This is a genomic window from Paraclostridium dentum (genome assembly GCF_012922555.1).
Lineage (GTDB): Bacteria > Bacillota > Clostridia > Peptostreptococcales > Peptostreptococcaceae > Paraclostridium > Paraclostridium dentum.
This window is the reverse complement of record NZ_WIPK01000001.1, coordinates 1,220,739-1,234,714: the sequence shown is the minus strand read 5'-3', so window position 1 is coordinate 1,234,714 and position 13,976 is coordinate 1,220,739. Positions and strand designations below refer to the sequence as shown.

General features: G+C 28.3%; 11 protein-coding genes. 8 read left to right on the top strand and 3 right to left on the bottom strand.

The features are described 5' to 3' along the window. Positions 1 to 14: 14 nt before the first annotated feature. The gene (locus GFJ41_RS05915; RefSeq protein ID WP_053833022.1) at positions 15 to 905 is read left to right on the top strand and encodes a sulfide/dihydroorotate dehydrogenase-like FAD/NAD-binding protein; all 891 of its coding nucleotides are present in this window, start codon (positions 15 to 17) and stop codon (positions 903 to 905) included. 2 nt (positions 906 to 907) lie between these two features. After that, on the top strand, positions 908 to 2,308 hold the full coding sequence (gene gltA, locus GFJ41_RS05910; RefSeq protein ID WP_025162476.1) for an NADPH-dependent glutamate synthase: 1,401 nt from the start codon (positions 908 to 910) through the stop codon (positions 2,306 to 2,308). A gap of 44 nt (positions 2,309 to 2,352) precedes the next feature. On the opposite strand, the gene GFJ41_RS05905 is transcribed toward gltA, so the two are convergent. Then, complete coding sequence (locus GFJ41_RS05905) at positions 2,353 to 2,961, bottom strand: NUDIX hydrolase (protein WP_170074861.1); 609 nt, start codon at positions 2,959 to 2,961, stop codon at positions 2,353 to 2,355. A 136-nt stretch (positions 2,962 to 3,097) separates the two neighbouring features. Between GFJ41_RS05905 and GFJ41_RS05900 the strand changes: the two genes are divergently transcribed. Then, on the top strand, positions 3,098 to 4,891 hold the full coding sequence (locus tag GFJ41_RS05900; protein WP_170074860.1) for a sensor domain-containing diguanylate cyclase/phosphohydrolase: 1,794 nt from the start codon (positions 3,098 to 3,100) through the stop codon (positions 4,889 to 4,891). A gap of 69 nt (positions 4,892 to 4,960) precedes the next feature. After that, positions 4,961 to 6,049 (top strand): hypothetical protein, encoded by a 1,089-nt coding sequence (locus GFJ41_RS05895; protein ID WP_170074859.1) that lies wholly within the window; start codon positions 4,961 to 4,963, stop codon positions 6,047 to 6,049. Positions 6,050 to 6,076: 27 nt separating this feature from the next. Here GFJ41_RS05895 and GFJ41_RS05890 read toward each other — a convergent pair whose 3' ends face one another. Further along, on the bottom strand, positions 6,077 to 6,682 hold the full coding sequence (locus GFJ41_RS05890) for a peptidylprolyl isomerase (protein ID WP_170074858.1): 606 nt from the start codon (positions 6,680 to 6,682) through the stop codon (positions 6,077 to 6,079). A 137-nt stretch (positions 6,683 to 6,819) separates the two neighbouring features. On the opposite strand from GFJ41_RS05890, the gene rbr reads away from it, so the two are divergent. The 3 genes from rbr (at position 6,820) to GFJ41_RS05875 (ending at position 10,330) form a co-directional block, all read left to right on the top strand. Beyond that, complete coding sequence (rbr, locus tag GFJ41_RS05885) at positions 6,820 to 7,356, top strand: rubrerythrin (RefSeq protein WP_170074857.1); 537 nt, start codon at positions 6,820 to 6,822, stop codon at positions 7,354 to 7,356. A gap of 27 nt (positions 7,357 to 7,383) precedes the next feature. Further along, the gene (locus tag GFJ41_RS05880; protein ID WP_170074856.1) at positions 7,384 to 8,541 is read left to right on the top strand and encodes an amidohydrolase; all 1,158 of its coding nucleotides are present in this window, start codon (positions 7,384 to 7,386) and stop codon (positions 8,539 to 8,541) included. Between the two features lie 151 nt (positions 8,542 to 8,692). Continuing rightward, on the top strand, positions 8,693 to 10,330 hold the full coding sequence (locus tag GFJ41_RS05875) for an ABC transporter substrate-binding protein (protein WP_170074855.1): 1,638 nt from the start codon (positions 8,693 to 8,695) through the stop codon (positions 10,328 to 10,330). A gap of 117 nt (positions 10,331 to 10,447) precedes the next feature. On the opposite strand, the gene GFJ41_RS05870 is transcribed toward GFJ41_RS05875, so the two are convergent. Continuing rightward, positions 10,448 to 10,930, bottom strand: a complete 483-nt coding sequence (locus GFJ41_RS05870) for a hypothetical protein (RefSeq protein WP_170074854.1) — start codon at positions 10,928 to 10,930, stop codon at positions 10,448 to 10,450. A 229-nt stretch (positions 10,931 to 11,159) separates the two neighbouring features. Here GFJ41_RS05870 and mutS point away from each other — a divergent pair, with 229 nt between their 5' ends. Continuing rightward, on the top strand, positions 11,160 to 13,955 hold the full coding sequence (mutS, locus tag GFJ41_RS05865) for a DNA mismatch repair protein MutS (protein ID WP_170074853.1): 2,796 nt from the start codon (positions 11,160 to 11,162) through the stop codon (positions 13,953 to 13,955). Positions 13,956 to 13,976: the final 21 nt, after the last annotated feature.

Genomic DNA, 13,976 nt, shown 5'->3' with positions numbered 1-13,976 from the left:
ATGGAGATAGAGATATGGGAAACAAAATTGTAAAAAAGAAACAGCTAACAGATAGTATTTATTTAATGGACATAGAAGCTCCAAGAGTAGCTAAAGCTTCTAAGCCAGGTCAATTTATCATTATAAAAAATGATGAAAAAGGGGAAAGAATACCTCTTACAATAGCTGATTATAATAATGAAGAAGGTACTGTAAGTATAGTGTTCCAAACAGTTGGAGCTAGTACTAAACAACTTGAAACTTTTGAAGAAGGCGATTACGTAGCTGACTTTGTTGGGCCACTAGGAATGCCTAGTGAGTTTGTCGAAGAAGATATAAATGAATTAAGAAATAAAAAAATAATATTTGTAGCTGGTGGAGTTGGAGCAGCTCCTGTATATCCTCAAGTTAAATGGCTTAAGGAAAACGGTATAGAGGCAGATGTTATAGTTGGATCTAGAACAAAAGATCTTTTAATATTTGAAGATGAGATGAAAAAAGTTGCCGGAAACCTTTATGTATGTACAGATGATGGTACATATGGATTTAACGGTAGAGTTACTGACTGTTTAAAAGACTTAGTTGAAAATCAAGGTAAAAAATATGATCAAGCAGTAGTTATAGGGCCTATGATAATGATGAAGTTTATGTGTATGCTAACTAAAGAGTTAAATATACCTACAACTGTAAGTTTAAACCCTATAATGGTAGATGGAACAGGTATGTGTGGAGCATGTAGAGTTAATGTTGGCGGAGAAATTAAATTTGCATGTGTAGATGGACCTGAATTTGATGGACATTTAGTTAACTTTGATGAGTCTATGAGAAGACAAGCTATGTACAAAACAGAAGAAGGTAGAGCTACGTTAAAAATAGAAGAAGGGGATACGCATCATCATGGCGGATGCGGATGTGGAGGTAATTAATCATGAGTAAAGTTAAAATACCTGTTAGACAACAAGAAGCTGAAGTTAGAGTTACAAACTTTGAAGAAGTTTGTTTAGGATATAATAAAGAAGAAGCAATGAAAGAAGCAAGTAGATGTTTAGAATGTAAAAAACCTAAGTGTGTATCAGGATGTCCTGTTGAAGTAAATATACCAGGATTTATCGGAAAATTAAAAGAAGGGGATATTGAAGGAGCTGCTAAGGTTATAGCAAAAGATAGCTCACTTCCAGCAGTTTGTGGAAGGGTTTGTCCTCAAGAAAATCAATGTGAAGGATTATGTGTGTTAGGAATAAAATCAGATGCTGTTTCAATAGGTAAATTAGAAAAATTTGTTGCTGATTATTCTAGAGAGCAAAATTTTGATTTAGCAAAAACAGAAGAGCCTAATAATAAAAAGGTAGCTGTCATAGGAAGTGGACCTGCAGGGCTTGCTTGTGCTGGTGATTTAGCTAAAATGGGATATGATGTAACTATATTTGAAGCTATGCATGAACCAGGAGGAGTTTTAACTTACGGAATACCAGAATTTAGATTACCTAAAGATGGTGTTGTTAAACCTGAGATAGAAAATATTAAAAGCTTAGGCGTTAAAATAGAAACTAATGTTATAATAGGTAGAACTATAACAATAGATGAGTTACTAAATGAAGAAGGATTTGAAGCTGTATTTGTAGGATCAGGAGCAGGACTTCCTAAGTTCATGGGAATACCAGGTGAAAATGCAAATGGTGTTTGTTCTGCAAATGAATTCTTAACAAGAGTTAACTTAATGAAGGCATACAAAGAAGACTATATGACACCTGTAAGAAGTGGTAAAAGTGTTGCTGTTATAGGTGGAGGAAATGTTGCTATGGATGCTGCGAGAACTGCGGCTAGATTAGGATCTAAAACTCATATAGTTTACAGAAGAAGTGAAGCAGAACTTCCTGCTAGATTAGAAGAAGTACACCATGCTAAAGAAGAAGGTGTAATATTTGATACTTTAACAAACCCAACTGAGATATTAGTTGATGAAAAAGGCGAAGTTAAAGGTATGGTATGTGTGAAAATGGAGCTAGGAGAACCTGATGCATCAGGAAGAAGAAGACCTAAAGTTATAGAAAATTCAGATTTTATAATGGAAGTAGATACAGTTATAATGGCACTTGGAACATCTCCAAACCCACTTATAACATCAACTACAAAAGGATTAGATATAAATAAATGGGAATGTATAGTAGCTGATGATAACGGAGTAACTTCTAGAGAAGGTGTTTTTGCTGGAGGAGATGCAGTTACAGGAGCTGCAACAGTTATATCTGCTATGGGAGCTGGTAGAAAAGCAGCAAAAGCTATAAATGAATATTTGAAAAATAAAGAAGTAAACGCTTGTACTTTATAACAATAAAGGACTCCATATTATATGGAGTCCTTTTTAGTTAAAATTTATTTAATTAAATTAAGAAAGTTTTCAAGTATTTTACCTGTTATGCCCCAAATAACATAATCATTATATTTATAGAATAAAGAGTCATAATTTCCTGATTTGAACTTATAATTTTCTTTGTTAGGTATTAAGTCATAGGGAAAATTTTTATTAGGAACTACTCTAACTTCATTTTTATATCGTAAAGGCTCATTTTCTAATAAATGAGATAAAGGAACTAAAAAAATATGGTCTACTTCATCTATGTTTGGATTTAGACTTTCTAAGTCGTGTATGAAGCCAACAAAAGTATGTATTATTATATCTGCAGGACTTAAAAATAAATCAAGTTCGCTTGCTATTTCTACATTGCTATCAATGGTACCTAGTTCTTCGCAAGTTTCTCTTATGCAAGCAGTAATTGGAGTTTCATTTTTTTCGATCATGCCTCCGGGAAAAGATATTTCATTTGGTTGAGACCTTAATGTCTTTGACCTAACTTCAAAGAGTATAAAGTCTTCATTATTTTTTTTTACTATAGGAATTAAAACAGAAGCTTTTTTCATATTTTGATGACCATTTATATATGGTTTATAATCTTTTAATAATTCTTTTAAATTACTATTCATTGCAAAAACCTCAACTCTCAGTTTAGATATATTAATATTATACTAGTCTAAGATCAATAATACACCTAAAAGATTGTAAAAAAATATAAATCTATGTAAAATAATAAATGTAGGTATAAAGGGATGGAGGGTGTTTATGATTAGTAATTTATTGGAAATTTTGTTGGATAATATACCTTATTCTGTTTGGTTGAGAAGCATAGATGGTGAATTTTTATTTGCAAATAAACACTATGCAGATTCATTAGGATTAGATAAATCAAATATCATTGGAAAGTATTTAAATGAATTGTATCCTATAGATTTAGCAAATGAATATGAGGGGAATTATATAGAAGTTATAAATTCGGGAAATCCAAAATTGTTTACAGGGTATTTGGATGATATTTTTTTAGAATGCTATATAGCTCCGATAAAAATAAGTAATAAAATAGAAATGTTTTTAGGAATATTGCAAAACCAAACGAGTAGAAAAAAGTATGAAGATGAAATAATAAAACAAAAAGAATTATTACAAACTATAATTGATACAATTCCTGATTGTATATTTCATAAAGATATAGAAGGTACATACTTACATTGTAACAAGGCTTTTGCAAAAGAGTATTATAAAACAGATAAAAAAGAAATTATAGGAAAAAGTGATAAAGACCTTGAGAAAATATATATAAGAGAAACGGAATCAAAAAACAAATTGTCTATGGTAAATGAAATAGTTAAGTTTGATAGACAAGTTATCGAAAGTAACAGCAAAGAATGTAAAAAAATTAAGGTTAAAATTGATGATGATAATGCTAAATATATGGAAAGTAGAAAAGTTCCTATATTTAATAAAAATGGGGATATTTCTAGTATAGTGGGAGTTGCCAGAGATGTTACTGAAAATGTTATTTTGGAAAATAAATTAAAAAAAATGAGTTATACGGATAAATTGACAGGACTTTATAATAGAGCTTACTTTGATGAAAAAATAAGAAAGTTAAATTCACAAAAATACTTACCACTTAGCCTTATAATGGGAGATGTGAACGGTCTAAAGGTTGTAAATGATACTTTAGGGCATTTACAAGGAGATAAATTACTTATAGATATATCAACTGTAATTAAATCTTCATGTAGAAAAAAGGATCTTATATTTAGATGGGGTGGAGATGAAATTTGCATAATACTACCAAAAACAACAGCTAAAGAGGCAGAGCTTATATGCGATGAAATAAAAGAGAATTGTAAAGAAAAGTCAGATAGTATAATACCATTAAGTATAGCATTAGGAACATCTACTAAAAATGATATTGGAAAAGAAATTGATAAAGTTTTAACCGAAGCGGAGGATAAAACTTATAGGGAAAAATTATTACATGGAAAAAGTATAAAAAGTTTTATTATAGGTTCGCTTCAAGAAACGCTAGCTCAAAAGCATCCTCAAACAGAAGAACACACTGACCGTGTAATTAAATATGCAAAAAGATTAGGTAAAAGGTTAAACCTATCAAATGATAATTTAAATAAACTAATTTTATTAGCTACATTACATGATATCGGTAAAATAGGTATACCCGATGAAATATTATCAAAACCTGGTGTGCTAGATAGCGAAGAATTTGAAATCATGAAAACTCATACTGGAAAAGGTTATAGAATTGCCATGCTAAATCCTGATATAGAACATATAGCAAAAGGAATATTAACACACCATGAAAGATATGATGGAAAAGGTTACCCATTGGGATTAAAGGGAGAAGAGATCCCTTTTTTAGCTAGAATTATATGTGTTGTAGATGCATATGACGCTATGACTAGTGATAGGACATACAAAAATAAAATAAGTAAAAATAGAGCAAAAAAAGAGTTAATAAAATGTTCTGGAAACCAATTTGATCCACATATAGTGAAAGTATTTTTGAAAGAAATAGAAATGACTAATAATTAAAATAATATGACTAACTAAGAATTTTATGTATAATAATACTTAGGACAATATATAGTAAGGAGAAATAAGATGACAGAAGGTAGTAACGCAAAATTAATAGAAAAAATAATAGTAGAAAAAGATTTTAAATTATGTTTAAAAGATGAAAATAACTATATAGAGATACCTAAAAATATTATACATAATGACGAAATGGATATTTGTGATATAAATGATTTTATAAGGATATCACAAAATATAGAAAAGCTTAAAAACAATATTATTAAATTATTATTTGAAAAAGAAAGTTACGTGAGTATTCATTCCATAGGAACTTTATTATTAAATATAAAATCAGAAGAAAAGATAGAAGATTTTCAAAAATATATTGATATAGATATAAACAGTTTAGAAGAAAAATTTAAATCATTGGCAGCATATTTTGATATAAGTATAGATGATATCTATGAATTAAAAGAAGCTGCAAAGTTAGATTATATAAATAATTCTCAAAATGAAAATGAAGTTTTAGACAAATCATATATAGATAATATATTATACAAAGTTAAAACCTCTAGAATGTACAGTCTTATCAAAAGGTCGAGATATGGATCTATATCTAAAGAATATAATATGTTAGATTTAAATGAAATAACAGATTTAAATGATGATGAAATAGGCGGAGAATATAGCCCAATTTTAGTTATATACAAACCAGCAAAATATATAAGAGGAGAGTATATATTAGATGATTTAAATTATGTATACATAAAAAGACAACCATTAAATGCACTTATAAATCAAGAAAAATTAAATGAAAAAGGTAGAGATGGAATGGGTGCAATAATATACATAAAACTTAATCATGATTTGACAAATGAGAACTTGCAGGAAATATTAGCTGAATTATATGTAGATGGTCAAAAAAATAATATGTCATTTGAAAATATAAGACTTGCAGATATAAATTGTAATAAATTATGGTTAACAGCTGACAGATTAAAAAAAGAGTTTAAAGAACTAAGATACTACAACAAAAACTTAACACAAAAAATAAAAGAAATATACGACTCTACAGGCGATTATTATACGCAAATAAGTGGTAAGTACATATTTAACACTAGAGAATTTTTAAATTGCTATAAAGCTTATAAAAATAAAGATATAGCATCAAAATAAAAATAAGTAGCTAATGCTACTTATTTTTTATACAACTTTATAGCCTGTTTTTTTACGTTCTTCCATCGTAGCATTCCATTTTGATAAAGTTTCTTCCTTCGATAAGCCTAAAAGTTTAGTTGGTTCATCGTATTTAATTCCAAATGTATTTACAGTCATACTTTCAATATATATTTTTTCAACAGCTCTATGTAAGAAAACCTCTAACTCAGTTTCAACTTTACTTATTCTATCAACCTCGTCCATTCCATCTACAACTCGTCCAAATGAAGCAAAATTTTTATCAAGTTGAGGAGTGTCTTGAGTAACTATAAAAAAATGGCAACTTTCTGTATTATGCTCAAATCTACCGTAACCAAGAGTTCCTCTAGTGAATTTTAAGTTATTATCCACTCGATTAGATAAACATTCACTTTTTATACTATATCCTAAAATTCCTGTACCATTATTTTCTGGACAACCACCTTGGATTAACTTATTATTTTCTACTCTCCAAAAGGCTGTATTCTTATAAAACCCCTTATTTATAAGACTTATAAAGTTTTTTACAGATTCAGGAGCTTCATTTGGAAAAAGTTCTATTTTTATAGATTTTCCATCTTTTACTTTCATAGTAACAATTGGATTTTTCATATAAATTACCACCTTAAAATTAATATTATATAAATTATATCATATAGAAAGAAAAAGGTTTTCTTTTTTAGTAATAATATCATTGAAATCTTAATATTAAAGATAATAAGCACTACTTAATATTAAGGAGGAGAATTATGGATTTAAAAGATAGCAAAACTGTAAAAAATCTAATGGTAGCATTTGCTGGAGAGTCTCAGGCTACAGCTAAATATAATTACTATGCAAATCAAGCAAAAAAAGAAGGCTATAACAAGATAGCTCAATACTTTGAAGAAACTGCAAACAATGAGATGGCACATGCAAAAATATGGTTTAAATTAATTAATAATGGAATACACTCTACGAAAAGCAATTTAATTGACTCAGCTGAAGGAGAAAATTATGAATGGACAGACATGTATTATAAATTTGCAAAAGAAGCCCAAGAAGAAGGATTTGATGATATAGCATATCTTTTTAAGTCTGTTGGTAAAATTGAAAAACAGCATGAAGAAAGATATTTAGAGCTTATAAAAAATTTAGATGATAATAGTGTATTTAAGAAGGAAGAAGAGGTTACATGGCGATGTATGAACTGTGGACATATTCATAATGGGAAAAAAGCATTAGAAATATGTCCTGTATGTTCACATCCAAAATCTTTTTTCGAAATTAAATGTGATTGTATATAAAACTAAAACTATAATTTGGAGGATTCAATGATTTTAATAAAAAATGGAAAAATTATAACTATGACCGGAGAAAACTATGAAAATGGATGTGTACTTATAGATGATGGGAAGATAATAAATGTTGATAAATATATAAATGAATTAGATATTATGGAAGTTATAGATGCTCAAGGTGGATGGGTGATGCCGGGAATTATTGAAGCTCATTGCCACATAGGATTAAGTGAAGAAGGTATAAGATTTGAAGGTGACGATATAAATGAAGCAACAACACCGCTTACAGCGCACTTAAGAGCAATAGATGCAATAAATCCTTTAGATGAGGCATTTAAGGATGCTATAGAAGGAGGAATAACTTCTGTTATGACAGGTCAAGGAAGTGCTAATGTATGTGGAGGTAAATTTGCTTTTATAAAAACGAGTGGAACATCTATAGATGATATGATTGTAAAAGAGGGTGCAGCTATGAAAGTTGCATTTGGTGAAAATCCTAAAAGAGTGTACTCATCTAAAAGTATATCTCCATCCACGAGAATGGCTACGGCTGCAATTTTAAGAGAAGCTTTAACTAATGCTTTGAATTACAAAAACAAGAAAGAAATAGCTAAGCAGAAAGGTGAACATTTTGATATTGATTTAAAACAAGAATGTTTTATTGATGTTTTAAATAAGAAAATACCATTAAAAGCTCATGCACACAGAGCAGATGATATACTTACAGCCATTAGAATTGCCAAAGAGTTTGATTTAGATATGACATTAGATCATTGTACAGAAGGACATCTTATTGCACAATACATAAAAAATTCCGGCTTTAGTGCGATTGTGGGGCCTAGCTTAACTAATAGAAGTAAAGTAGAACTTAAAAATAGAACATTTGAAACAGCTGGAAAATTAAACAAAAATGGAGTTCAAGTTGCAATAACAACAGACCATCCAGTAATACCTATTCAGTATTTGCCAATATGTGCAGGATTTGCAGCTAAAAAAGGATTGGGAATAGATGAAGCACTTAAAGCTATAACTATAAATGCGGCTAAAATTTGTGGAGTTGATGATCGATTAGGAAGTATTGAAGCTGGAAAAGATGCAGATATAGCTATATTTACAGGTAACCCTATGGAAGTATTTACAGAAACTTTATATACCATAATAGATGGAAATATAGTTTATTCTAAAAATTAATTTAAATAAAAAAGAAAGTGAAATATAAAATTTATTCACTTTCTTTTTTATTTAAATTTAAAGATGGATTATATTGAAAGAAAATGAGGATTAAAATTGTGTAACTAATAGCTCATTTGTTAATAAAATATATTAAACTGGAGGGATTTAGATGATATTAAAAAAATATGTATCGACAATGACACTAATCACATTAATGACTTCATCAATCTTAGTAGGATGTAGTAACAAAGATGATGGTAAAGTTATAAATTCTAGTGAATTATTGAAAAATAAAGATGCAAGACTTGCAATATCTATGGCAGTTGATAAAAGCGAAATAACTAGTGTGATTTTGAATAATGGATCAAATCCGGTAAATTATTATACACCAGAGGGGTTAGCCATAAATGATGAAGGTAAAGACTATAGAGAAATTGCTGGGAATATGGGCAGTGGGTATGATTTAAAAGAAGCAAAAGAACATTGGGATAAAGCAAAGAAGGAGTTGAATTTTGATAAAGTTACAATAGAAGTTCTAACATCAGACGTTGAAAGTAGTAAGCGAGTAGGAGAATTTTTTCAAAGTCAATTACAAAAAAATCTAGATGGAATGACAGTAGAGATAAAGCAAGTCCCATTTAAGCAAAAACAACAATTAGAAGCACAAGGCGATTATGATTTAGTTTATAGCTCTTGGGTTGCTGACTATCCAGATCCATTAACATTTTTAGAGACGTTTACTACTACTGGAAAATTTGGAGTAAATAGTGGATATGATAGTAAAGACTATAATTATTTAATAGAAGAAGGAAAAACTTCAACAAATATTAACGATAGTTGGAAAAAATATGCTAAAGCAGAAGAACTTTTATTGAGTGATGCATTTATAATGCCTCTTTTCCAAAGTAGTAGTGCTTATATACAAAAACCTTATGTAGATGGAATAACTATAATTCCATACGGAGCAAAATACGCTTACAAATGGGCAAGTGCAGAAGGGAAAAATGAATTAAATTTAACAAGTACTTCAGATATACCTTCTTTAGATATGAGTAGATCTACAGATTCATTATCATTTAGTGCTGCAAATAATGTTATGGAAGGCCTTGTAAGGGTAGATAATGATGGGAAGGTAGTTGAAGGTATTGCTAAGAGCTGGGAATCATCAGAAGATAAGAAAACTTGGACCTTTAACTTAAGAGAAGACTCTAAATGGAGCAATGGAGATAAAGTAACAGCTAATGATTTTGAATATGCTTTTAAAAGAACATTAAATCCAGAAACTGCATCTCAATATGGATTTATAATGTATGATATTATTGGAGCTCAAGATTACAACATCGGAAAAACTAAAGAAGCTGAAGGTGTAGGGGTTAAAGCATTGGATGATTATACATTAGAAATAAAACTTAATAGACCTGTTAGCTATTTTGATAGATTGATGGCATTTCCAGTATTTTTCCCACAAAATGAAAAATTTGTAGAAAATCAAGGTGATAAATATGGAACAACCAAAGAATCTACATTATACAATGGTCCGTTTACTTTAACTAAATGGAAATTAGATGATGTTTATATAATGACTAAAAATCAAAATTACTGGGATAAAAATAGTGTTAAATTAGAGTCTGTAAATACAAAAATTGTAAAAGAAGGATCTGCGGATATAAATTTATATGAAAATGGAGATATTGACTTCGTAGGCATAACAAATGAATTTATTGATAAATATAAAGATACGGATGAGTTTAGTACTAGTAAAAATGCAACAACATTTTTTATGCTTATAAATGGAAATAAAGAATAAAACAAACAAACCTATTCATTTGAATAGGTTTGTTTGTTTTATAAAAATAATATATAAGAGGTAAAAATTATCTCCCCTAGAAACAAAAATACTAGGGGAAATAGTATTTTTATTTAATTAGCAACTGCTGTTTTCTCTATGCTTTTTACAATAATCGCAGTTACATCCACAGTGGCAATCACAATTTTCTTTTTCTGAACAACCATTATTTTTTTCTACACAATTACTATCTGGATTTATCTTATCTACATCTTTGCAAACATATTTTTCATCGTGAGTAGCTTTTGTATCATAATGATATACATTATATTCATAGTAATGATCAGTTATATGATTACAATCAGTTATATAGTAGTGATTACATTTTTCATAGTAATTATCATAGAAGTTTTCATTTACAACAAAATAATCTTTTCCATCTAAGCATGTATAAGTTTTATAATGGTTTGTAGAACTTACAGGTTTTTTACCACTGCAAGGAGTGATATTTGAATTATTGTTGTTACCGCATGAAGAGTTATTGCAATTATAGTAATATTTTTTACATTTATTAGGTTTTTTTAATCCGCATTTTTTATTTGATTTGCACCACAAACCCATAAATATTACCTCTCTTATAATTATTTTATATAGTAAATTAAAATATAAAATAAAGTTGAAATTTATTTAATACCTATATTAAAATTTACTATAATAGATTATATGACAAATATTTATAAATGGTGATATATTATATAGCTAATTTAAAAATTGAAAAGATATGAATATAGATATAAGTATAAACATCCAAATATGATATAATATGTAGAATGTAAAGGAGGCAAAGAGTATGAATATAGATAGAAGTAAATTAACTCCTATGATGAGGCAGTACTTTGAAGTTAAAAATAGATATAATGATTGCATAATGTTTTTTAGGCTTGGAGATTTTTATGAAATGTTTTTTGAAGATGCGATAGTAGCTTCGAAAACTTTAGAAATAGCACTTACAGGAAGAGAATGTGGTATGGATGAAAGAGCACCTATGTGTGGGATACCATTTCACTCTTCTCAAAACTATATATCGAAATTAGTTGAAAACGGATATAAAGTAGCAATATGTGAACAAGTTGAAGATGTAAATGCTTCAAAAGGAATAGTAAAGAGAGATGTAGTAAGAGTAATAACTCCAGGTACAGTACTTGAGGGAGCTTTATTAGAGAATAAGAAAAATAATTATCTATTGGCCATGTACACTGATGGTGAGAAAATAGGTATTTCATATACAGATATAAGTACAGGAGAAGTTAATGCAACATATTTAAGTGAAGAAAAATTAGTAGAAGAAATAGCTAAAATTCATCCTACTGAGATAATCGCAAATGATTTAAATACCGTTGAAAAAATAAGAAATATAGCTACTTTAAGTAATATATATATAAATGAAAATTTTGATGAAAGTTATTTAGATGAAAATATATTAAATAAATATTTTTCAACTGAGTATTTAAAAAATTTAAAATTAGATGAGTTCGGACTTATATCATCTAGTTTATGCATTATATTAAATTATATTTACAATACCCAAAAACAAATAACTTCTAATATAAATAATATAAATATATATAACTCACAAGAGTATATGGTTTTAGATATGTTTACAAGAAGTAACTTAGAATTAACATCTACTATAAGAGGAAATGCAAAGAAGGGATCACTTCTTCATGTTTTAGATAAAACATCTACTGCCATGGGTGGAAGAATGCTTAGAAAATATGTAGAAGAACCGCTGGTAAATAAACTACGAATTGAAAAAAGACTTAATGTTATTGAAGAGTTAAAAGATGACTTTATGTTAAGGGAAGACCTAATTGAAACTCTGAAAAATGTATATGATATAGAAAGAATTTGTGGGAAAATTGCATTTGAAAAAGTTACACCTAAAGAAATGATACATTTAAAAAATTCTATAGAAAAATTACCAGAACTTAAAAAAATTATAAATTTATCAAATGCAAGCATTCTTAAAAGATACATTTCAGATATGGATGACCTAAATGATATATATGACTTGATAGATAGTGCAATACTTGAAGATCCATCAATAACAATAAAGGATGGAAATATAATTAAATCTGAATTTAACGATGAACTAAATTCTTTGAGAGATATATCTAAAAATGGGGCCTTTATGATAAAGGAAATAGAAAATAGAGAAAAAGAAAAAACGGGAGTTAAATCTTTAAAAGTAGGATTTAACAAAGTATTTGGATATTATATAGAAATAACAAAAGCAAATTTAGCTAATGCAAATATAGATGAAACATATATCAGAAAGCAAACATTAAGTAATGCGGAAAGATATATAACTAGTGAATTAAAAGAAATAGAAGATAAAATTTTAAATGCAGAAGATAAAATTAAAAATTTAGAGTATGAAATTTTTGTAAATATAAGAAATAACATATATAAAAATATAGATAGAATTCAATCAGTTGCAAAGATAATAGCTAATATAGATGTATTTGTATCATTAGCAACTGTTGCTTATATAAACAATTATGCAAAACCTATAATTAATGAAAGTAATAAATTAGATATAAAAAATGGACGTCACCCTGTTGTTGAAAGTATAGTTGGAGAAGAAAATTTTGTACCTAATGATACGTATTTAAATCAAGGTGAAAATATTATAAACATAATTACAGGTCCAAATATGGCTGGTAAATCTACTTATATGAGACAAACTGCAGTAATAGCATTGATGGCTCACATAGGATCATTTGTTCCAGCAGAATATGCTAATATACCTATTTTAGATAGAATATTTACGAGAGTAGGAGCTAGTGATGATTTAGCTCAAGGGCAGTCTACTTTTATGGTTGAAATGACTGAAGTTTCTCAAATACTTAAAAATGCAACAGATAAAAGTTTAGTTATATTAGATGAAATAGGACGAGGCACTAGTACTTATGATGGAATTAGTTTAGCTTGGTCTATAGTTGAATATATTCAGGCAAATATAAAATGTAAGACTTTATTTGCTACACACTATCATGAATTAGTAGAATTAGAAGATGAGTTTTATGATGTTAAAAACTATTCTGTAGCAGTTCAAGAAAACAATGATGGAATTGTATTTTTAAGAAAAATAATAGAAGGTGGAGCTGATAAGAGTTATGGTATATATGTAGCAGAGCTTGCAAAGCTTCCACAAAAAGTTATTGCTAGATCAAAGGAAATATTAAAAGATTTAGAGAAAAATCATATTCAACAAGATTTAAGCACTGCTATTAATATTAAAGAAAAATTAGAAAGTAACGAAAATCATATAGATATAAAAGTATACGAAACTTTGAAAAATGAATATGAAAGTTTCAAAGAAAATATAAATATTAAAGAAAATGACTATAATTTGAATATAGGAAAGCTAAAAAGTGAAATAAATAAGCTTAGAAAAGAAAATAAAGAACTTAAAGAAAATGCTGTAGAAGATGAGGTTGCAGTTACTCAAATATCTTTTGGTTCTGTTTATGATGAAAGCTTAGTGGAAGAAATTAAAAAATTAGATATTTTAAATATGACTCCATTAGATGCGATGAATGCTTTATATAGCCTACAAACTAAGGCTAAAAAGGCTAAATAAGTCAATTAAATAGGACTTATT